Here is a 20,041-nt window from a genome sequence, read left to right on the forward strand (position 1 = left end):
ACATTCGTCCGCATGGCGGCAATTTGCAAGGCTGGCTGCTTGCTCTAGCCCGTGGGTATGCGTGGATCCTGCACCAGATAGAAGGTCCAGCGCGGCGTATAATCGGTCATCAGGAATTCGAACCTTGCGGTTTTCAGCGGGTCGACCTTGCCGTTCCTGAACAGCAGCCGGTCATAGGGTTCGAAATCGCGATCGAAATCGGCGAAATTGCTCGACGAGATATTGTCCGGCGTCTTGTTGCGCTGGTCGAACGAAAGTCCGTCGCCGAACACGCTCGGCTGGTTCAGGATTTCCTGCAGCTCGAACTGGAATTCGATCCAGGCCTGGCCGCTGTTGTTGAGCACGTCGATGCGCATATACATGATGCCATTGGCGAATTCGCCGGACGGACCGAAGGCCTGGATCGGCTTGGTCGTGCGGATGGTTAGCGTCACCGGCGTCGACGAATTCAGCTCTTCGCTGATGACCAGCGGGTCGTCCTTCGTTCCGATGCCCGAAGCGCCGGTGATGTGGAAGCCGCCAAGCTCGTCGGAGAAAGAGTAAGCGCCCGTCGCCCAGACTTTCACCTCGTCCGCGGCGGCGTGACCCGGTGCCAGCATTAGAAGGGCCAAAAGAAGCGCCCGGCAGGCCCGGCCGGGCGTCGATGGAAAGCGCGTCGATGAAAAGCCGCCTGGCCCAGGAATGCGCATGGTGTGAAGTATGGCCGATAAGCGCGCCGTCGAACAATTAAAAACGTAAGCGCTGAGGGCCTTGCAAGACGAAAACAGCCGCCCAGCCCTCGCGATGCGCGACTTTTTGGCCAAAACGGCATTGTCACGTATGCGCCGGTTTCCTGTCGCCAATTGATGCGCTATGCAGCGCAGGAGCCAGCAAGATACCCGAATGGGATAAGCCAGTGCGGAGGGGCAGATGAGCGACATCGAACGCGAAAGCATGGAATTCGACGTGGTTGTAGTCGGCGCCGGCCCGGCCGGCCTCGCCGCCGCCATCCGCCTCAAGCAGGTCAATCCCGAACTCTCGGTTGTCGTCCTGGAAAAGGGCGGCGAGGTCGGCGCCCATATCCTCTCCGGCGCCGTCGTCGATCCGATCGGCATCGACCGGCTGCTGCCGGGCTGGCGCGTCGAGGAAGGCCATCCTTTCAAGACGGCGGTCACGGCGGACCACTTCCTTGTGCTTGGCCCTGCCGGCTCGTTCCGTCTGCCCAATATCCTCATGCCGCCGCTGATGAACAATCACGGCAACTACATCGTCTCTCTGGGCAATGTCTGCCGCTGGCTGGCGACCAAGGCCGAGGCGCTTGGCGTCGAGATCTATCCGGGCTTTGCCGCGGCCGGCTTGCTCTACAATGAGGAAGGCGCTGTCACCGGCGTCGTCACCGGCGACATGGGCGTCGAGAAGGACGGCACGCACGGCCCTGGCTTTGCGCCCGGCATGGCGCTGATGGGCAAATATGTGCTGATCGGCGAGGGCGCGCGCGGTTCGCTCGCCAAGCAGCTGATCGCCAAATACAAGCTGTCCGATGGCCGCGAGCCCGGCAAATACGGCATCGGCCTCAAGGAACTCTGGCAGGTCAAACCGGAGAACCACCGGCCGGGCCTGGTCCAGCATTCCTTCGGTTGGCCGCTCGACATGAAGACCGGCGGCGGCTCGTTCCTCTACCATCTCGAGGACAATCAGGTGGCGGTCGGCTTCGTCCTCCACCTCAATTACAAGAACCCCTGGCTGTCGCCGTTCGAGGAATTCCAGCGCTTCAAGACCCATCCGGCGATCCGGGGCACCTTCGAAGGTGCCAAGCGGCTGGGCTATGGCGCGCGCGCCATCACCGAAGGCGGCTGGCAGTCGGTGCCGAAACTGTCCTTCCCCGGCGGCGCGCTGATGGGCTGCGCGGCCGGCTTCGTCAACGTGCCGCGCATCAAGGGCTCGCACAATGCGGTGCTGTCCGGCATGCTGGCGGCCGAGCATGTCGCCGAGGCGATCGGAGCCGGTCGCGCCAATGACGAACTCGCCTCCTACGAGGCCGCCTGGCGGGCGACCGACATCGGCAAGGACCTGAAGAGGGTGCGCAACGTCAAGCCGCTATGGTCGCGCTTTGGCACCATCGTCGGCGTCGGTCTCGGCGGCCTCGATATGTGGCTGAACACGCTGTTCGGCGTCTCGCCCTTCGGCACGCTGAAGCATGGCAAGGCCGACTATGCGACGCTTGAGCCTGCCGCCCAGCACCAGAAGATCGCCTATCCGAAGCCCGACGGCGTGCTGACCTTCGACCGCTTGTCCTCGGTGTTCCTGTCCAACACCAATCACGAGGAAAACGAGCCGGTCCACCTGCTCGTCGGTGACATGGAGCTGCAGAAACGTTCCGAACACGATGTCTTTGCCGGACCTTCGACGCGCTACTGTCCGGCCGGCGTCTATGAATGGGTCGACAAGGACGGCAACGCCGCCGCCGATCCGGCGGCGAAGGACGTGCGCTTCGTCATCAACGCGCAGAACTGCGTTCACTGCAAGACCTGCGACATCAAGGACCCGAACCAGAACATCAACTGGGTCCCGCCACAGGGCGGCGAGGGCCCGGTCTACCAAGGCATGTAAAGTGGACCACGCCGGCGGCACTTTGCCGCCGGTCCACCCATCGTCGTTGGAAAGGAGCCGGATATGCGCTTGCTCATTCTTTCAGGTCTGGCGATCGTCGGCGCCTTGTGCGGTTCCGCGACGGCTGCATCGGCAGGCGTAAAAATCCTGGTCAAGACGCAGACATACGACATCTCCGGCAAGACCGGAGAGGCTCTGATCGAGTCCATGGACCGCAACGGGCCGAGGCATGGCTTCATGGCTCGCGCCATCGCACAGACCAGCTATACCAAGGCTTGGGAGTTCGACCTTGTTGAGGTCAAGGGCACCTGCCGCATCGGGCAAGTCAACGGAACGCTCAACCTGAATTTTACCTACCCCCGTGTCGCTTCCACCCTCCCGCCGGCCCTCGACAAGCGCTGGGCGCGTTTCTTCGCCGGCGTTCGCACGCATGAGGAGACCCATGGCGACATTGCCAGGCAGATGATGCGTGCGACCGAGAAGTCGCTCAAGGGCCTGACAGTCCCCAATGACCCCCAGTGTTCCAAGGCACGGCGTGAGGCGCGGCGGCGGATCGACGCGGTTTTTGTCGACTATGAAGCCAGGCAGAATGCCTTCGACGCGCGCGAACACCGGGAAGGCGGTCACGTAGAATATCTGGTCGAGGCCCTGGAGCGGCCCTAGGGGCAAAAACTCACTCAAATTGGCTGCCCGGTCGACGGGAACGAGCACAGAGCGCCAGGCTTGACAGTCAAATGGTCCGTTCCATCAGGACGGACTGCAACATCGGCCCGGGGCCAATGCGCACTTCGATCCGCCCTAGCGAGCTGAAGCCCAAGGCTGCATAGAACCCCTCTGCGTTGAGGCTTGACTGGCATTCGAAACGGCGCACACCGGACGAGCGTGCATCTTCTTCGCAACGCCGGTAAAGCTGGCGCCCGATCCCGCGGCCCAGCCATTCGGGACGAGTGGCGAAATGTCGGATGTGCGCGAGTTCGGGCTTCACCTCGGAGCTTCCCGGACGTTCCCGGGACCAACCGCCGCAGCCGGCGGCAAAGCCATCTTCATTGACCGCGAGATAGTAGGTGCCAGCCGAAAGCAACGCAGGGTTTGCGCGAGTGATCAAAGGCAGCGCAGCTTCAAGAATGGTCTGATCGTATGCCGTGCGCATCAGGCCGGGATAGGAAGCGAGAAGCAACTCGCTTACCCCAGCTTCGTCCTCTGGCGTGGCGCGTCTGACGATGAAGGTGGGGGACATGCACGGCACCCCGTATGTTGAACGGGCCGACCTTCGGCGGACCATCGAGCCATGTCAAATCGAACAAGCCAAGGGTCCAAACTCTGACCGTAGGGCATGATCCCAAAAAGTGGAATCCGGTTGTCGGAAGGACCATCTTCAAATGGCCTCTAACCCCGATATCCGTTTCGCGAATTTCCGGCTGATGTCAGCGACACAGTCGCGGTCTCGTGTTCGTCGGTTGGCTTTTGCTCGTTCAGCCTGAGCGTGAACTCGACCAGCACCGGCAGATGGTCCGAGCCGGTTTCTTCCAAACGTGTCGCCGAATGAATGGTTACCCCGCCCTTGCTGAAAACCTGGTCGATCGGCAGGCCGGCGAAACGCCGCAGGAAGTCCGGCAACTTGATGTATGTCCAGGTCGGACCGGCGGATGGCATGACAGTCAGCCCGCCGAGCGCGGCGACGCGGCGCACTGCGGCGCTCCATGGCACGGCGTTGCAGTCGCCCGCCATGATGGCTGTCTCGCCGAGCGATGAGAGCGATTCGGTAAGCTCACCGATCTGCCAGTGCTGCTCGCGTGGCCAAGGCCAGCTGAGATGGATCGCCGCGACATCGACGCCAATGCCGCCGAAGTCGACGGTCGCTGTCGCCATGGCGCCGCGCCGTTCGCAATGCGGTTCGGTGCCGGCGGCAAAGGGCCGCCGCGAGAGCAACGCGACGCCGAATATGCCGTTGGGGTAGGGGCAGAGGATCCGGTATGGATAGGCGCTGCTGATATAGCCAAGCTCGGTCGTCCACATCGCCGACACCTCGTCGAGGGTGATCACGTCGGGATTGGTCCGGCCGATCAGCGACAGCACCTTCTTCGGCGTTGGATTGTCGTAGCGCAGGTTCATCTGCAGCAGCTTGTAGACCATCTGGCCAGCCGGCTTGGCGACCGCTTCCACCGGCCACAGCTGCGGCAGCGCGCTGATTGTCGTGGCAAAGGTTGCCACGGCAAAGAGCAACGCAGCGGCGGCTTGCAGGCGAAATGTCGTGGCCAGCAGCGGCAGCGCGCAAACCGCCATCAGCACGGCAAGATGAACGCGGAAATGCGAGAAGGAATCGAAGGCCGGGTGCAAGGCGCCGAAGAACCCGGCGACCAGGGCAACCGAGAACATCATCATCGCGATGAATGCCAGTGAAGCTGCCATGTCTCGACTGCGTCTCATCGGCTCAGGTCTGCACGGGTTGCCAACTGTGATGCTGCACGGTTATCGGCAAAAATGCGGCCCAATCAAGATGACTGGATGCCCAATGCATGTCGCCCAAAAGTGCCTAGTGGTTTTGGGGCAACGACATGCATAAAACAAATGCATGTCGCCCAAAAGTGCCTAGTGGTTTTGGGGCAACGACATGCATAAAACAAATGCATGTCGCCCAAAAGTGCCTAGTGGTTTTGGGGCCACGACATGCATAAAACAAATGCATGTCGCCCAAAAGTGCCCAGCGGTTTTGGGGCAACGACATGCATAAAACAAAAGCATGTCGCCCAAAAGTGCCCAGCGGTTTTGGGGCAGCGACATGCATAAAACAAAAGCATGTCGCCCAAAAGTGCCCAGCGGTTTTGGGGCAACGACATGCATAAAACAAATGCATGTCGCCCAAAAGTGCCCAGTGGTTTTGGGGCAACGACATGCATAGAACAAAAGCATGTCGGCCCAAAAGTGCGCAGCGGTTTCAGCGAGACACGCTCTAGGCGATGCGCGATCGGCCTATTGGAACGCCGTCTCCGAGAAACTTCTCAGCTTGCGCGAATGCAGCCGCTCCATAGGCATTTCCGCGAGTTTCTCCATCGCCCGGATGCCGATGGTCAGGTGCTGCGCCACCTGCCGCTTGTAGAACTCGGTCGCCATGCCGGGCAGCTTCAGTTCGCCATGCAGGGGTTTGTCCGAAACGCACAGAAGCGTGCCGTAGGGCACGCGGAAGCGGAAGCCGTTGGCCGCGATGGTCGCCGATTCCATATCGAGCGCGATGGCGCGCGACTGTGACAGACGCTGCACCGGTCCGCGCTGGTCGCGCAGCTCCCAGTTGCGGTTGTCGATGGTGGCGACGGTGCCGGTGCGCATGATACGCTTGAGGTCATAGCCGGACAGGCCGGTGACTTCGGCAACCGCCTCCTGCAGCGCCACCTGGATCTCGGCCAGCGGCGGGATCGGCACCCAGACCGGCAGGTCGTCGTCAAGCACGTGATCCTCGCGCACATAGGCATGCGCCAGCACATAGTCGCCGAGCGCCTGGGTGTTGCGCAGCCCGGCGCAGTGGCCAAGCATGACCCAGGCATGCGGCCTCAGCACCGCGATATGGTCGGTGATGGTCTTGGCGTTGGAAGGCCCGACGCCGATATTGACCATCGTGATGCCGCCATGGTTCGGCTTCTTCAGATGATAGGCCGGCATTTGTGGCAGGCGTGGCGGCGCGACCCCTTCGCTGGGTGCGCTTTGCCCGCCCTTGGTGATGACATTGCCCGGCTCGACGAACTCGCTATATCCGCCGCCGCCGCCGGCCATCAGGTCGCGCGCCCGGGCAACGAACTCGTCGATGTAGAACTGGTAATTGGTGAACAGCACGAAGTTCTGGAAATGCTGCGGCGTGGTCGCCGTATAGTGCGAAAGGCGGTGCAGCGAATAGTCGATGCGCTGTGCTGTAAAGGGCGCCAATGGCCGTGGTTCGCCGAAGGCCACTTCGAAAGTCCCGTTGGCGATCTGGTCGTCGGTGCCGTCGAGGTCCGGCACGTCGAACAGGTCGCGGATCGGCCGCTTGATGCGCTCGGCGGCCGAGCCGTCGACATGGGTGCCTTCGAGAAAGGCGAAGTGCAGCGGAATGGGGGTGGTCGATTCCGACACGGTGACCGCGACACCATGATTGCGCATGATCAGGCGCAACTGCTCGACTAGGTAGCTCTCGAACAGGCCCGGCTGGGTGACGGTGGTCGAAAAATGTCCCGGCGTCGGCATATGGCCATAGGCCTGGCGCGAGTCGATCTGGGTGAACGAATTGGTGGTGACGCCGATCTCCGGGTAGAAGGCGCGGTAGCGCTTGCTGTTGTCGCCGCCCGCTGTCGCCAGTGCCGCGAAGGACTCGCGCAGGAACTTGGTGTTGCGGTCGTACAGCGCCTGCAGTGCGGCGACGGCCTTTTTGGGGCTATCAAAGCTTTGCCGGCCAAAAGGCTCCGGCATGACGACCGATTCGATGGCTTGTGGGTAGATTCGCTTTTCCATGGCCCAATATAGAGACTTGGATCGGCACTTGGGAGGGGTGTCGCAACCGAAGGCGGCCAAAGCGTCGTTTTTCTTTAACCGCGCTGCAGGCTGACCAGGAGCACGAAGCCGACACCGGACTTCCTCAAAGCGGGTGCTTCGATCGTCGAACCGGTATCGGCGCGCATCATCGGCACGGCCAGAACCGGAGCAGCCAGAACCATCAGGATAAGCGCCGCCCGCGGCAGAAGCCGAAGGGTCTTGAGAGTGTTGGCGGCGATGCGGTTCATGGTGTTCTGCTTTTCTTTTCGAGGTCTTGGTTTCTTTGTTCAGTTGCGAAGGTGGGTGGAGCAGGTGAGGCGACAGGTTCTGGAACTGGCTTCGTCCCAGGCGCGGGCCGGACGGCCCGTTTCGGCGACGAGGATTGCGAAGAACATTCCAAACAGGCTCATCAGCAGGCAGACGATGGTGAAGCGGCGAGCAAGCATTGGGTCGTGTCTCCTTCAACACGCAGGAGAATGCCCGAGCGCGACTGAACCGGCTCTGATGCCGGCGTTCATCTGCGGTTCAAATTGGTTGACGGGTTGACGGCGTCGGCGTCAGTCCCGGCCGGCGCGAGGCCATGCACGGGCTCCTCGCGCCTGGGCAAATAAAAACGGGGCCTGTCGAGGCCCCGTTTTCATGTCGCAAGGATGCGGTCGATCAGAGCTTGTGCCAGGTCTGGCTCTTGCAGATCAGTCCGCCAAGCACGCAGCCGCTCATCTTGAGCGAGGTGCCCGACAATGTCGCCTTGCCCGAATAGGTTTTGTCGTTTGCCGGATCGGTGATGTTGCCGGCATATTTGTTGTCGCCGGCGGCCTTGAGCGAACCGATGGTCTTGCCGGCATATTTGCCGGACTTGAGCATGATGGAAAACGTGCCGCTGCCGCCGATGGCTGCGGTATCGCCGGCCTGTGTCTTCCAATTACCTTCGATCGGATCGGCCCACGCCGCACCCGCCATGATCAATGTGGCCGCCAGGGCCAGGCTCACTTTTCGAAACATGGGCTTCCTCCCTTTGGATATCCGGCCGACGCTCCGCCTCGTCGGTCTGCCGCTTACGCAAACGTAAGCTAATCCAGCTCCCCGCAAAACAAAAGTGGTGCCGCCGCGTAAGATTTTCGGGATTCTGAAAGGCGCCCACGCGGGCCGCACGGGCAAGAAAGGAAAGTATCCGCGGACCGTGTTTGTTTCCCGTGGTTAGCGGAGTGTTGATTCCTGCCGCGAAAATTTTCGTCGAATTTGAGGAAAACCGGCCCGATTGCTGGCTTTGTATCCTTAATGAATTTCCGCGTTTACCTCTTGTTTTAGCTTTGTTTTCCTCAAATTAAGCACGCCATTTAACGACGGATTCAAGCCTCCACGGCATTCTCGAAAGCATCGGAAGAGCAGCCCGCAAGGACAAACGAAGGCAGCTCTCGGGAGCCAGACAGGGCCAGAACAGGGGATTGAAAATGGCACGTTTTGAAATGCTTGAAGCAGGCTTCGGCGCCATGGGGGCAACCGCCCAGGCCGACATTCTTTTCGAACTGGGCATGATGTATGCGACCGGCCGCGATTGCGAGACCGATGTCGTTGCCGCCCACAAATGGTTCAACATCGCCGCGATCAAGGGTTCGGCCCGCGCCGCGGAACTGCGCTCGGAACTGTCGGCAGCGATGTCGAAGGTCGAGATCGCCAAGGCGCTTCGCGAAGCCCGTGAATGGATGACCATGCACTGAAATCCGCCGACCGCGGATAGACCTATCCAAGACAGGGAAGCCCGGGATCAAGACCGCACAGACGGCCAGACCCGGCGGAATGGAAGGCCGCGCAAGACGGTCCTGGAGCAGGTTCTCGGAATCAGGCTCGAACAAGAGATAAAAAGAACGCGGCAGGCCGGCCAGGCTCAGTCGTGCGATGCGGGGAAGGCGAGCGGGATTTCGGGGCGCTTGGGGCCGCTTGACGAGCAAAAAGCCACGACCAGCCGAAACAAGGCTGGCGTGGCTTTTTTGCGTGGATGACGTCTTGCAGGCCCAATCGAGTGCCGCCGATGCGCCTAGACAGGCCCGGTGAAGGATGAAATTGTCCCGCCTCTCTGGAAGAAGCGCGGCCGGGCGGCCGCGCGTGAGTGGAGGAGTTCTATCACCATGAAAAAAATGAGTATTTTGAGCGCGGCCGTTTTTGGCCTGATGATGAGTGCGCCGGCCGCATTCGCTGACGACATCACCTTTGCGGTGGTCGGTCCGATGACTGGACAACTCGCCACCATCGGCGATCAGTTCAAGCAGGGCGCACAGGCCGCTGCTGACGCGATCAACGCGGCGGGTGGTGTCGACGGTCGCCAAATCAAGCTGAGTATCCAGGACGACCAGTGCGATCCCAAGCAGGCCGTGTCGGTCGCCAACCGCATCGTCGCCGATGGCGTCAAGTTCATCGATGGGCACGCCTGTTCGGGTTCGAGCATTCCGGCCTCTGCCGTCTATGCCGAGGCTGGCGCCCTGATGATGAGCCCGGCCTCGTCAAACCCGGTGCTGACCGACGCGGCGGCCAAGGCCGGCTGGCCGACGATCATGCGCCTTTATACGCGTGACGATGCGCAGGGCGCCTTCATTGGCCCATGGATCGCCAAGAAGTTTGCTGGCAAAAACGTCGTCGTCCTGCACGACAAGAGTGCCTACGGACAGGGCGTGGCTGACGCCGTCAGGGCAACCATGAATGCCGGTGGCCTCAAGGAGGTGTATTATGACGGCATCAATGCCGGCGAGAAGGACTATTCGGCTCTCGTCACCAAGCTCAAGGATCTGAAGGCCGATGTCGTCTATTTCGGCGGTTACCATCCTGAAGCCGGCCTGATCCTGCGCCAGTCGGCGGAACAGAACCTGAAGTTCCAGCTGATCATGCCGGACTCCATCGCTTCGCCGGAATTCTGGCAGGTTGCCGGCCCGGCCGGCGAGGGCACGATGTTCGTCTTCCCGTCGGATCCGCAGGCAAAGCCTGAAGCCAAGGCAGCCGTCGACAAGATCAAGGCGGGCGGGTTCGTGCCGGAAGGCTTCACGCTGTTCTCCTACGCGGTGGTCCAGGCTTTCGCCGAAGGCGTCAAGCGCGCCGGCAGCGACGATCCGGGCAAGGTTGCCGAAGCGTTGAAGAACGGCACGCCGATCAGCACCGTTGTCGGCAACGTCACCTTCGACGAAAAGGGCGACCTCAAGAATGCCAGCTATGACATCAACCAGTGGCACGACGGCAAATACGCGCCGATCGCGCAGTAATGGCTGACGTCGCTCCAGCGACCACCCTAGAGAAATGGCCGGGTTCGTCCCGGCCATTTTTCTTTTGTAATCCGTCGTCCGCCTTCGGCTGTCAGTTCGCAGCCGCGGTCGAGGCATCCCGTTCCTCGACGAACCGCACCAGCACCGTCCCATCGGTTACCTGCGCGCCTTCGGTGGCGATCTCGGCGATCACCCCGTCATGCGGCGCGGCGATGGTGTGCTCCATCTTCATCGATTCGAGGATCAACAGCGGCTGGCCCTTGATCACGGTATCGCCTTTTGCCGCGCGCACCAGCTTGACCAGCCCCGGCATCGGGGCGCGGAGGCTGCCGGCGCCTGCCGCCGCCTCATCCGCCCGCGCCAGCGGGTCCGGCACGGCGAAGATATAGCCAACGGCGCCGTCGAACACGGTAATATGGCCCGGCCAGCGGGCGAGGCGTGGCGTGGCGCGAAAATCATGCCCGTTGGCGTTGTCATAGGGCTCGTCCAGCGCCACCTGGAACCGCCCGTCCGGTCGCATCGAAACTCTTGCCGCGATATCGATTTCGCCGAACTTCAGCCGTGTGCGCCGGGCCACGCTGTGGAAATGCGCGTAGCCGGCAAGCGACGACCATGGGTCGCTCGACGACGGCAACGTTCCGGCGCCTGAGGCCGCAAGCGCGGCTGCCGCAACGGTCTCGTCGCTCGGCGGCGCGACCTCGGTCAGTGCCGGTTGATGCCTGGCGATCAAGCCGGTGTCGACATCGCCCGCGGCAAAGTCCGGATCGGTTGCCAGAGCGGCAAGAAAGGCAGTGTTGACGGTCGAGCCGGCGATCTCGGTTTGCGACAACGCCGCGCCGAGCGCTTCCAGGGCCGTCTGCCTGTCCTTTGCGTGGACGACCAGCTTGGCGATCATCGGGTCGTAATAGGGCGAGATGGCATCACCGGCCCGGACGCCGGTCTCGATGCGCATCGTGGCGCCTTCAGGGGCCGCGTCCGGAAACTTCAGATGATGCAAGGTGCCGGTCGCCGGCAGGAACCCCTTTGTCGCATCCTCGGCATAGATGCGCGCCTCGAAGGCATGGCCGGTAAGCGCGATCTCGTTCTGCGTCTTCGGCAGCTTTTCGCCGCTGGCGATCCGCAATTGCCACTCGACCAGGTCCGTGCCGGTGACCATTTCGGTGACCGGGTGTTCGACCTGCAGGCGGGTGTTCATTTCCATGAACCAGAAGCGGTCGGCCTTCAGGCCTTGCGAGGCATCGACGATGAACTCGATGGTGCCGGCGCCGGAATAATTGATCGCCTTGGCGGCTTTAACCGCCGCATCCGTCATCGCCTTGCGCAGCGCCGGGGTCATGCCGGGTGCGGGGGCTTCCTCGATCACCTTCTGGTGGCGGCGCTGCGCCGAGCAGTCGCGTTCGTAGAGATGCACCGCATTGCCGAAGTTGTCGCCGAACACCTGCACCTCGATGTGGCGCGGCTTGTCGACATATTTCTCGACCAGCACGCGGTCATCACCGAAAGCGGCCTTTGCCTCGCGCCGCGCGCTGGACAGCGCCTCGGAAAACTCATCGGGATGCTCGACCCGGCGCATGCCCTTGCCGCCGCCGCCGGCACGCGCCTTGATCAGCACGGGATAGCCGATCTCGCGCGCCTTGGAGGCCAGCAGCACGATCTCCTGCGCCTCGCCATGGTAGCCCGGCACCACCGGCACGCCGGCCTTCTCCATCAGCCGCTTGGCGGCATCCTTCAGCCCCATGGCCCGGATCGAGGCCGCCGACGGACCGATGAAAACCAACCCCGCCGCCACCACCTGGTCGACGAAATCGGGGTTTTCCGAAAGGAAGCCGTAACCGGGATGAACGGCTTGCGCGCCCGCAGCCAAGGCCGCGGCGACAATCTTGTCGCCGCGCAGATAGCTTTCGCCGACAGGCGAGGGGCCGATGCGCACGGCTTCGTCGGCCATCTCGACATGCAGGGATTTTGCATCGGCATCCGAATAGACGGCGACGGTGTGCACCCCCAACTGGCGCGCCGTGCGGATGACACGGCAAGCGATCTCGCCGCGATTGGCGATCAGGATCTTGGCGAACATGGAGCCTCCCGGGTCTGCCTCGGGCGGCGCCAGCCCGGCCGCCGGCTTACTTCGACGCAACGATCGCGCAACCGCCGCTTGCAGTCTTGACCTTCCACCTGGCGAAGCCGCTCTGACAGCCACGCAACGCAGTCTCCTCGGCGTCCCTCTGCGAAGGTGCGTTCAGCTTCACGCTGCAGAAAATGTGGAGATCGACGACGCGTGAATAGAACGTCGTGGCGTAGGCTGAATTGCCGCTCGCCGCGATATAGGCGAGGTAGGATTTGTAGCAGGCTTCTTTCGGGTCGAGCGACAAGGTCGGAGAAAACCGCTTGTCGCCCATCTTGCCCGCCAGCGATTCCGCTGAGCCGACGCCATGCGTTGCGAATATGAGCAAACTTGCAAGTATAGAACCAATCGTCTTCTGGCAATATCTCAGTTTCATTTTCACCCTGTCTCCGTTGCACTGTGCAGGATGAGCGATAGAGAATATTTTGCCTCCCCGCCAGCGCGCCAGCGGAGATTCGAGTTTGCCTATGCTGGTAAATCGGTTGGTCCATGCAGTTCAGCCCTTTCGCGGGGCAGCAACGGCCTGCCGGTATAGTTCAGCCGTTTGGTTGTCGAAGCAGCAAAAAGTGATGGTTTCCGGCATTGTTCGCTTCTCGACGAACGCGCTGACTGTGTCGACGGCGATCTGTGTCGCCTCTTCTTTCGGGTAGCGGTAGACACCCGTTGAGATCGCCGGAAACGCCACGGTGCGGCAGTCATTCACGGCGGCGAGTTCGAGCGAGCGTATATAGCAGGCGGCCAGCAGTTCGGCTTCACCCTTGCCGCCGCCTTGCCAGACCGGCCCGACCGTGTGGATGATGTACCGCGACGGAAGTTTATAGCCCTTGGTGATCTTGGCTTCGCCCACTTTGCATCCATTCAACATACGGCATTCGAACTCGAGCTCACGGCCTGCCGCGCGATGAATAGCGCCATCGACCCCGCCACCACCGAGAAGCGAGGTGTTGGCGGCGTTGACGATGGCGTCGACTGCCAGTTTGGTGATGTCGCCGGCATGAACCTGGATCCGCGGACGGTCATTCATGTCACATCCTGAACACGCCGAAGCGCGTTTCCTCAATCTCGGCATTGAGCGCAGCGGACAGGCTGAGCGCCAGCACGTCGCGCGTCTTCGCCGGGTCGATGATGCCGTCGTCCCAAAGGCGGGCGGACGAGTAGAGCGGATGGCCCTCATGCTCGTATTTCATCAGGATCGGCTTCTTGAATTTTGCCTCCTCCTCGGCGCTCCATTCCCCGCCCTTGCGCTCGATGCCTTCGCGCTTGACCATGGCGAGCACCGTCGCCGCCTGCTCGCCGCCCATCACCGAGATGCGGGCGTTCGGCCACATCCACAGGAAGCGCGGTGAATACGCGCGGCCGCACATGCCGTAATTGCCGGCGCCGAACGAACCGCCGATGATGACAGTCACCTTCGGCACCCTGGCGGTGGCGACCGCCATCACCAGCTTGGCGCCGTCCTTGGCGATGCCGCCCGCTTCGTATTTCCGACCGACCATGAAGCCGGTGATGTTCTGCAGGAAGACCAGCGGGATCTTGCGCTGGCAGCACAATTCGATGAAGTGCGCGCCCTTCAGCGCGCTCTCGGAAAACAGCACGCCATTGTTGGCGATGATGCCGACCGGCATGCCATGGAGATGGGCAAAGCCGGTGATCAGCGTAGTGCCGTAGTTCTGCTTGAACTCGTCGAATTCGGAGCCATCGACGATCCGCGCGATCACTTCGCGCACGTCATAGGGCTGGCGCAGGTCCGTCGGCACGATGCCGTAGAGCTCATCGGCTGCGTGAAGCGGCGGAATCGATTTCTGTAAGTGCAGCCGTACAGTCTTGTTCCGATTCAGGTTTTTGACGATACGGCGGCAGATGGCAAGCGCATGGTCGTCATCCAGCGCATAGTGGTCGGCAACGCCGGAAAGCCGCGTGTGCACGTCCGCGCCACCGAGGTCTTCGGCGCTGACGTCTTCACCAGTGGCCGCTTTCACCAGCGGCGGGCCGCCGAGGAACATGGTCGCCTGGTTGCGCACCATGATCGTCTCGTCGGACATCGCCGGCACATAGGCGCCGCCCGCCGTGCAGGAACCCATGACGCAGGCGATCTGCGGGATGCCGGCCGCCGACATGTTGGCCTGGTTGTAGAAGATGCGGCCGAAATGCTCGCGATCGGGAAACACCTCGTCCTGGTTGGGCAGATTGGCGCCGCCGCTGTCGACCAGATAGATGCAAGGCAAATTGTTCTGCAGCGCGATCTCCTGCGCCCGCAGATGCTTCTTCACCGTCAGCGGATAATAGGTGCCGCCCTTCACCGTCGCGTCGTTGACGACGACCATGACCTCGGTGCCTTCGACGCGACCGATGCCGGCGATCATGCCGGCCGCGGAAATCTCCTCGCCATACATCGACCACGCGGCGAACTGGCCGATCTCGAGGAAGGGCGAGCCGATGTCCAGCAACTGCGCAAGGCGCTCGCGCGGCAACAGCTTGTCACGCGAGACGTGGCGCTCTCGTGCCTCCTCCGAGCCACCGCGCTCGACGCTTGCAGCCTTGTCCGCAATGTCGGCGACCAGCGCCCGCATGCGCTCGGCATTGGCGCGAAAGGTGTCGGAGGACGGGGAGATCTGGGTTTGAAGTACGGCCACGGTCGATTCCTATTGCTCCGCCACGACTTGCAACTTGCCGTCTACGCGCTCGAAAATATACTCGGATAGAAGGTCGGGTTCGTTCTTAAAAATTTTGTCTATCTTGATGCGACTGTCGGTCTTCAGACACGAAATGACTTCAGCCCGCAGTACAGCGACGTTTTCGAATCGCAGCGGATCAGAATAAGCGGTCCCCGCAGATACCGACAGCGAAATTAATGCGACGACGGCGCGTGTGATTGTTTCGAAATAGTCCTGCAAACTACCCATTTTGAAATCGCTTACACTCCCTCCGCCACGATTTCCCGCCCGATCAGCCAGCGGCGAATCTCGCTGGTGCCGGCGCCGATTTCGTAGAGCTTGGCGTCGCGCAACAACCGGCCGGTCGGATAGTCGTTGATGTAGCCATTGCCGCCCAGCAGCTGGAGGGCGTCGAGGGCCATCTGCGTTGCCTTTTCGGCGGCAAACAACACGCAGCCGGCGGCATCCTTGCGCGTCGTCTGGCCGCGATCGCAGGCGGCGGCGACGGCATAGACGTAGGCGCGCGCGGCGTTCATCGTCGTGTACATGTCGGCGAGCTTGCCTTGCACCAGCTGGAATTCGCCGATCGGCTGGCCGAACTGCTTGCGCTCGTGCACATAGGGGATCGCCACGTCCAGGCACGCCGCCATCAGACCGATCGGCCCACCGGCGAGCACGGTGCGCTCGTAGTCGAGGCCTGACATCAGCACTTCGACGCCGCGGCCTTCCTCATGCAGCACGTTTTCGAACGGCACTTCGACATCCGAAAAAACCAGTTCGCCGGTGTTGGAGCCGCGCATGCCGAGCTTGTCGAGTTTTTGCGCCACGGAGAACCCGGCCATCGCTTTCTCGACGATGAAGGCGGTGATGCCGCGCGATTTCCGATCGGGATCGGTCTTGGCATAGACGACCAGCGTTTCGGCGTCCGGCCCGTTGGTGATCCACATCTTGGTGCCGTTGAGCACATAACGGTCATTGCGTTTTTCGGCGCGCAGCTTGAGCGAAACGACGTCCGAGCCGGCGCCGGATTCCGACATCGCCAGCGCACCGACGCGCTCGCCGGAACACAGCGGCGGCAGGAATTCTTCCTTCTGCGCCGGCGTTGCCCAGCGGCTGATCTGGTTGACGCAGAGGTTTGAGTGGGCGCCGTAGGAGAGGCCGACCGATGCCGAGGCGCGGGAGATTTCCTCGACGGCGATCACATGCGCAAGGTAGCCCATGCCACTGCCACCGAAATCGGGGTCGGCGGTAATGCCGAGCAACCCGAGCGCGCCGAGTTCACGCCATAGATGCGCCGGGAATTCGTTCGAACGATCGATGTCGGCGGCGATCGGCGCGATCCTGTCCTGGGCGAAGCGCCGCACCATGTCGCGCAGCGCCTCGATATCCTCGTCATGCCCGAAGCTGAGCGTGTTCGTGTACATGCCTTCCTCCTGCCCGCATGACCCCGAAGATCCCTCTCGATCTTCGAAGGAGCATACGCGAAATCAAAGTGCTGCGGCGTCTCTTGCGCGTCCGAGGGCGCGCGCGCTGCCATGGGTCGTCTCGCCGACGGTTCCTACTCCAACCAGACGCATTGTCATTGAAAGATATGTCGCCGTCACTTCAGCGATCGACAGCCGCTCGCCCGGGCGAAACCAAACGATGACGCCGGTCATCATCTGGATCAGCGCCATGGCCGTCAGCCCGGTGTCATCGATGTTGAAGACGCCGGCCTCGGCGCCATCGCGCAGTATGGCGCGCAGCTCCTTTTCGTAGGCCGTGCGCAGGCGCAGGATCTGCGTCAGCCTTTCGGGCGACAGGCTGCGCAACTCCATGTTCGACACATGCGTGGCATGCCGACGCTCGATATGAAAAGCGATGTGGTTTTCGACATAGGCGGCGAGCCGCCGCACGGGATCCGTGCTGGTCGGGCGGGCTGCTTCCCACGCATCGCTCAGGCCTTCCATATGCTCGCGCATCAGCGTGAACAGAAGCTCTTCCTTGGTCGGAAAATAGCGGTAGAGCGCCGCTGCCTGCACGCCGACTTCAGCGGCGAGCTGGCGCATCGACATCGCTTCGTAGCCAAACCGCGCGATCAGATTGACGGCCGCCTCGCGGATGGTCGCTTCGGTCTTTTCGCCATCGGATCCGGTGGTGCGCGCCATGTCAGCCTCTTTGCGGGACAATAATAAAACGAACGTTCAATTAATTCAAGAGTACTCGAACACGATCCATCGTCATGCGACAATCCTGAACCCAACAGAAGCGTTTCCGGCGGCCAACTCCTCGACGTCGACCCTGGAAACCGACGCCGCGGACGGCCCTTTCCGCAGTCGCCCGATCATTGTCGAGACCGCCTCATCGGGGCCCGCAATCTGGGTCGTTACCGATCCGTCCGCTTCATTGCGAACCCAGCCCGCTAGACCAAGGCTTGTGGCCTCGCCCCGAACCCAGATCCTGAAGCCGACGCCTTGCACATTGCCGTAGACGCGTGCCCGTACTTCCCTGCGATGATCAGCCATGAATCTCTCCAAGCCTGTCTCTCTGGAATCTGGCGTATGGCGCAGGGAATGCAACCTGAATTGCGTGCGGCGTCGGGCTCTTCGGGTTTTGAAATTTAGTTGACTCAGTCCATTAATTTGGGAAAATGGAGCTGCCATATCGGAGTTGGACGCAGATGTTGGACGAACGCAACGCATTGGTGGCGCAGATCCGCCACTTCAACCGGTTCTACACCCGCACCGTCGGCCTTCTCGACGAGACGTTGACCCAGAGCGCGTTCACCTTGACCGAGGCGCGGGTGCTGTTCGAACTCGGCCACCACAGCCGCCCGGCTTCGGCCGAGATCGCCGGCGAACGCGGTTTCCTGGCCGGAGCATTTCGGCTGGAGAACGGCCCGGCGGCCTCCGAAATCGCCAGCCAATTGCGTGTCGATGCCGCCTATCTGACGCGGATCTTGCGCAAGTTTGCCGGCGAGGGGCTGACCGAGGCCCGGACGGATCCCGCCGACCGGCGCCGAAGGGTTCTCTCGCTGACGTCCAGGGGCGAGGCCGCTCTTGCGAGGCTTCAGGCGGCGGCTGATCGGGACACGGCGCGGCTGATCGAAAGCATCCCCGACGACAGGCTGCGCGAACTGGGCGGCGCCTTGCGCAAGGCCGGGGAATTGCTGGGTGATCCCGCCAGCGAGAACGGCGAGGTGACGCTGCGGCCGCACCGCGTCGGCGACGTCGGCTGGGTCGTGCAACGGCAGGCCCAGCTCTACGCCGATGAATATGGCTGGAGCATCGAGTTCGAAGCCATGCTTGCCGAAATCGGCGCCGACTTCATCCGCAATTTCGTGCCGGGTCGCGATTTCTGCTGGATTGCCGAGCGCGGCAGCGGGGAGCCAGTTGGCGCGGTGTTCCTGGTTCATCTGGACGACGAGGTGGCTAAGCTGAGGATGCTGCATGTCGAGGCGGCGGCGCGCGGCCTGGGCATCGGCAAGCGCCTGGTCGCGGAATGCGTGAGCCGGGCCCGCGCCTGCGGCTACAAGCGATTGGTGCTGTGGACCAACGATATCCTCGTCGCGGCGCGCGCGATCTATGAGCGTGCCGGTTTCAAGCTGGTCTCGGAGGAGCACCACCACAGCTTCGGCAAGGACTTGACCGGCCAGAACTGGGAGCTGGATTTGTAAGCGCGACCCGGCCTTGCATGATCCCGAAAAGTGGGTGCCGGTTTTCGGAAAAGATCACGCCGAAACAAGAATGTTCCATCCCGATTCATCGGGATGGAACAGCTCTAATTCCCTCGCGCCGCCGCCAGCGCACCGGGCAGTTCCTCGGCGAAAATGTCCAGTTCGTGATCCAGTCCGACGCTGACGCGGATGCAGCGGTCGAGCACTGGTACCATCGGCTTGCGGATGAAGACGTCGCGTGACAGCAGGCCCTGCAGCACTTTCAGCGCGAAGGCGCCGTCGCCACCACAGTCGATGGTGACGAAATTGGTTGCCGAGGCCAGCGGCTTCAGCCCGTTCTGTTCGGCTATGCCGGCGATGCGTTGGCGGCCGGCCGCGACCCGCGCCACCACACTCCGCAGATAGTCCTGATCGGCAAGTGCCTCGACGCCGGCGATCTGCGCCATGCGGCTGACGCCGTAATGGTTGCGGATCTTCTCGAAATCGCGGATCACCTGGGCCTCGGCCACCGCATAGCCGCAGCGTATGCCGGCGAGCCCGTAGGCCTTCGAGAAGGTGCGCATGCGGATGATGTTCGGTCGCGAGATATCGATCGGCGGCAGTGCCGAGGCTGGTCCGAGTTCGCCATAGGCCTCGTCGAGCACTAGCATGGTGGCTTCCGGCAGCGCCTCGATGAAGCGGATGAGCTCGCCCGCCTCCCACCAGCTGCCCATCGGGTTGTCCGGATTGGACAGGTAGACCAGCGGTGCCTTGTCCTTGCGCACAGCCGCGAGCAGGCCGTCCAGGCTTTCCCTGTCGTTCTCATAGGGGACGGTGACCAGCCGTCCGCCGACACCGGCGACATGGAAGTTGAAGGTCGGATAGGCGCCGAGCGAGGTGACCACGGCATCGCCGGGCGCCACATACATGCGTGCCACCAGGCTGAGCAGGCCATCTATGCCTTCGCCGACCACGACGTTTTCGACCTTGACGCCGTGATGCGCGGCGGCCGCCACTTTCAGGTCGTGATTGTCGGGATCGCAATACATCCACATGTCACGGGCAATTCCGGCCATGCGCTCAATGACGCGCGGCGAAGGACCAAAACTGCTCTCATTGGCGCCGATGCGGGCGCGAAAGTCGCGGCCACGCTCGCGCTCCTGCGCCTCGGGGCCAACAAAAGGCACCGTCGAGGGAAGCGCTGCGACGAGCGGAGTTAGGGGAGGGTGTGGGCGCATGGAGGAAGCTCGCTTGAAACGGGTCTTCTTGCTAGCCTGCCCGCTTGGTCGGTGCAAGT

General features: G+C 62.3%; 21 protein-coding genes. 5 read left to right on the plus strand and 16 right to left on the minus strand.

Annotated features, from left to right (window positions below):
* Nucleotides 1-44: 44 nt before the first annotated feature.
* Complete coding sequence (locus AC07FD_RS06280) at nt 45-689, minus strand: hypothetical protein (RefSeq protein WP_478349139.1); 645 nt, start codon at nt 687-689, stop codon at nt 45-47.
* A gap of 220 nt (nt 690-909) precedes the next feature.
* Here AC07FD_RS06280 and AC07FD_RS06285 point away from each other — a divergent pair, with 220 nt between their 5' ends.
* Nucleotides 910-2,589 carry an electron transfer flavoprotein-ubiquinone oxidoreductase gene (locus AC07FD_RS06285; RefSeq protein WP_478349140.1) on the plus strand — a complete coding sequence of 560 codons (1,680 nt, stop codon included), beginning with the start codon at nt 910-912 and terminating at the stop codon, nt 2,587-2,589.
* Nucleotides 2,590-2,652: 63 nt separating this feature from the next.
* Nucleotides 2,653-3,252, plus strand: a complete 600-nt coding sequence (locus tag AC07FD_RS06290; protein WP_478349141.1) for a DUF922 domain-containing protein — start codon at nt 2,653-2,655, stop codon at nt 3,250-3,252.
* Between the two features lie 67 nt (nt 3,253-3,319).
* Here AC07FD_RS06290 and AC07FD_RS06295 read toward each other — a convergent pair whose 3' ends face one another.
* The 6 genes from AC07FD_RS06295 to AC07FD_RS06320 all read right to left on the minus strand — a co-directional run bounded on the left by AC07FD_RS06295 (nt 3,320) and on the right by AC07FD_RS06320 (nt 8,088).
* Nucleotides 3,320-3,826, minus strand: a complete 507-nt coding sequence (locus tag AC07FD_RS06295; protein WP_478349142.1) for a GNAT family N-acetyltransferase — start codon at nt 3,824-3,826, stop codon at nt 3,320-3,322.
* 149 nt (nt 3,827-3,975) lie between these two features.
* The gene (locus AC07FD_RS06300) at nt 3,976-4,998 is read right to left on the minus strand and encodes an endonuclease/exonuclease/phosphatase family protein (RefSeq protein ID WP_478349143.1); all 1,023 of its coding nucleotides are present in this window, start codon (nt 4,996-4,998) and stop codon (nt 3,976-3,978) included.
* Nucleotides 4,999-5,559: 561 nt separating this feature from the next.
* A complete protein-coding gene (locus tag AC07FD_RS06305; protein ID WP_478349144.1) occupies nt 5,560-7,023 on the minus strand; it encodes an AMP nucleosidase in 1,464 nt (487 codons plus the stop codon).
* 116 nt (nt 7,024-7,139) lie between these two features.
* Nucleotides 7,140-7,334, minus strand: a complete 195-nt coding sequence (locus AC07FD_RS06310) for a hypothetical protein (RefSeq protein ID WP_095081732.1) — start codon at nt 7,332-7,334, stop codon at nt 7,140-7,142.
* A gap of 39 nt (nt 7,335-7,373) precedes the next feature.
* Nucleotides 7,374-7,532 (minus strand): hypothetical protein, encoded by a 159-nt coding sequence (locus AC07FD_RS06315; RefSeq protein WP_478349145.1) that lies wholly within the window; start codon nt 7,530-7,532, stop codon nt 7,374-7,376.
* A 214-nt stretch (nt 7,533-7,746) separates the two neighbouring features.
* On the minus strand, nt 7,747-8,088 hold the full coding sequence (locus AC07FD_RS06320) for a DUF2147 domain-containing protein (RefSeq protein ID WP_478349146.1): 342 nt from the start codon (nt 8,086-8,088) through the stop codon (nt 7,747-7,749).
* Between the two features lie 449 nt (nt 8,089-8,537).
* Between AC07FD_RS06320 and AC07FD_RS06325 the strand changes: the two genes are divergently transcribed.
* Nucleotides 8,538-8,804 (plus strand): SEL1-like repeat protein, encoded by a 267-nt coding sequence (locus AC07FD_RS06325; RefSeq protein WP_010915070.1) that lies wholly within the window; start codon nt 8,538-8,540, stop codon nt 8,802-8,804.
* Nucleotides 8,805-9,212: 408 nt separating this feature from the next.
* Nucleotides 9,213-10,334, plus strand: coding sequence for an ABC transporter substrate-binding protein (locus AC07FD_RS06330; RefSeq protein ID WP_478349147.1), 1,122 nt, complete (start codon nt 9,213-9,215; stop codon nt 10,332-10,334).
* A gap of 91 nt (nt 10,335-10,425) precedes the next feature.
* Here the strand turns inward: AC07FD_RS06330 and AC07FD_RS06335 are convergent, their stop codons facing one another.
* The 8 genes from AC07FD_RS06335 to AC07FD_RS06370 form a co-directional block, all read right to left on the minus strand.
* A complete protein-coding gene (locus AC07FD_RS06335) occupies nt 10,426-12,408 on the minus strand; it encodes an acetyl/propionyl/methylcrotonyl-CoA carboxylase subunit alpha (protein WP_478349148.1) in 1,983 nt (660 codons plus the stop codon).
* A gap of 46 nt (nt 12,409-12,454) precedes the next feature.
* On the minus strand, nt 12,455-12,832 hold the full coding sequence (locus AC07FD_RS06340; RefSeq protein WP_478349149.1) for a hypothetical protein: 378 nt from the start codon (nt 12,830-12,832) through the stop codon (nt 12,455-12,457).
* A 120-nt stretch (nt 12,833-12,952) separates the two neighbouring features.
* Nucleotides 12,953-13,480, minus strand: coding sequence for an O-acetyl-ADP-ribose deacetylase (locus AC07FD_RS06345; protein WP_478349150.1), 528 nt, complete (start codon nt 13,478-13,480; stop codon nt 12,953-12,955).
* A gap of 1 nt (nt 13,481) precedes the next feature.
* Entirely contained in the window at nt 13,482-15,089 is a 1,608-nt protein-coding gene (locus tag AC07FD_RS06350) for a carboxyl transferase domain-containing protein (protein WP_478349151.1), read from the minus strand.
* A 9-nt stretch (nt 15,090-15,098) separates the two neighbouring features.
* Nucleotides 15,099-15,359 (minus strand): hypothetical protein, encoded by a 261-nt coding sequence (locus AC07FD_RS06355; protein ID WP_478349152.1) that lies wholly within the window; start codon nt 15,357-15,359, stop codon nt 15,099-15,101.
* Between the two features lie 11 nt (nt 15,360-15,370).
* A complete protein-coding gene (locus AC07FD_RS06360; protein WP_478349153.1) occupies nt 15,371-16,534 on the minus strand; it encodes an isovaleryl-CoA dehydrogenase in 1,164 nt (387 codons plus the stop codon).
* Nucleotides 16,535-16,597: 63 nt separating this feature from the next.
* Nucleotides 16,598-17,257, minus strand: a complete 660-nt coding sequence (locus tag AC07FD_RS06365; RefSeq protein ID WP_478349154.1) for a TetR/AcrR family transcriptional regulator — start codon at nt 17,255-17,257, stop codon at nt 16,598-16,600.
* Nucleotides 17,258-17,329: 72 nt separating this feature from the next.
* Nucleotides 17,330-17,614 carry an acylphosphatase gene (locus tag AC07FD_RS06370; protein WP_478349155.1) on the minus strand — a complete coding sequence of 95 codons (285 nt, stop codon included), beginning with the start codon at nt 17,612-17,614 and terminating at the stop codon, nt 17,330-17,332.
* A gap of 155 nt (nt 17,615-17,769) precedes the next feature.
* Here AC07FD_RS06370 and AC07FD_RS06375 point away from each other — a divergent pair, with 155 nt between their 5' ends.
* Nucleotides 17,770-18,765: a bifunctional helix-turn-helix transcriptional regulator/GNAT family N-acetyltransferase gene (locus AC07FD_RS06375; protein ID WP_478349156.1), complete on the plus strand. Its 996-nt coding sequence runs from the start codon at nt 17,770-17,772 to the stop codon at nt 18,763-18,765.
* Between the two features lie 104 nt (nt 18,766-18,869).
* Here the strand turns inward: AC07FD_RS06375 and AC07FD_RS06380 are convergent, their stop codons facing one another.
* On the minus strand, nt 18,870-19,982 hold the full coding sequence (locus AC07FD_RS06380; RefSeq protein WP_478349157.1) for a pyridoxal phosphate-dependent aminotransferase: 1,113 nt from the start codon (nt 19,980-19,982) through the stop codon (nt 18,870-18,872).
* Nucleotides 19,983-20,041: the final 59 nt, after the last annotated feature.

Source organism: Mesorhizobium waitakense (assembly GCF_056431085.1).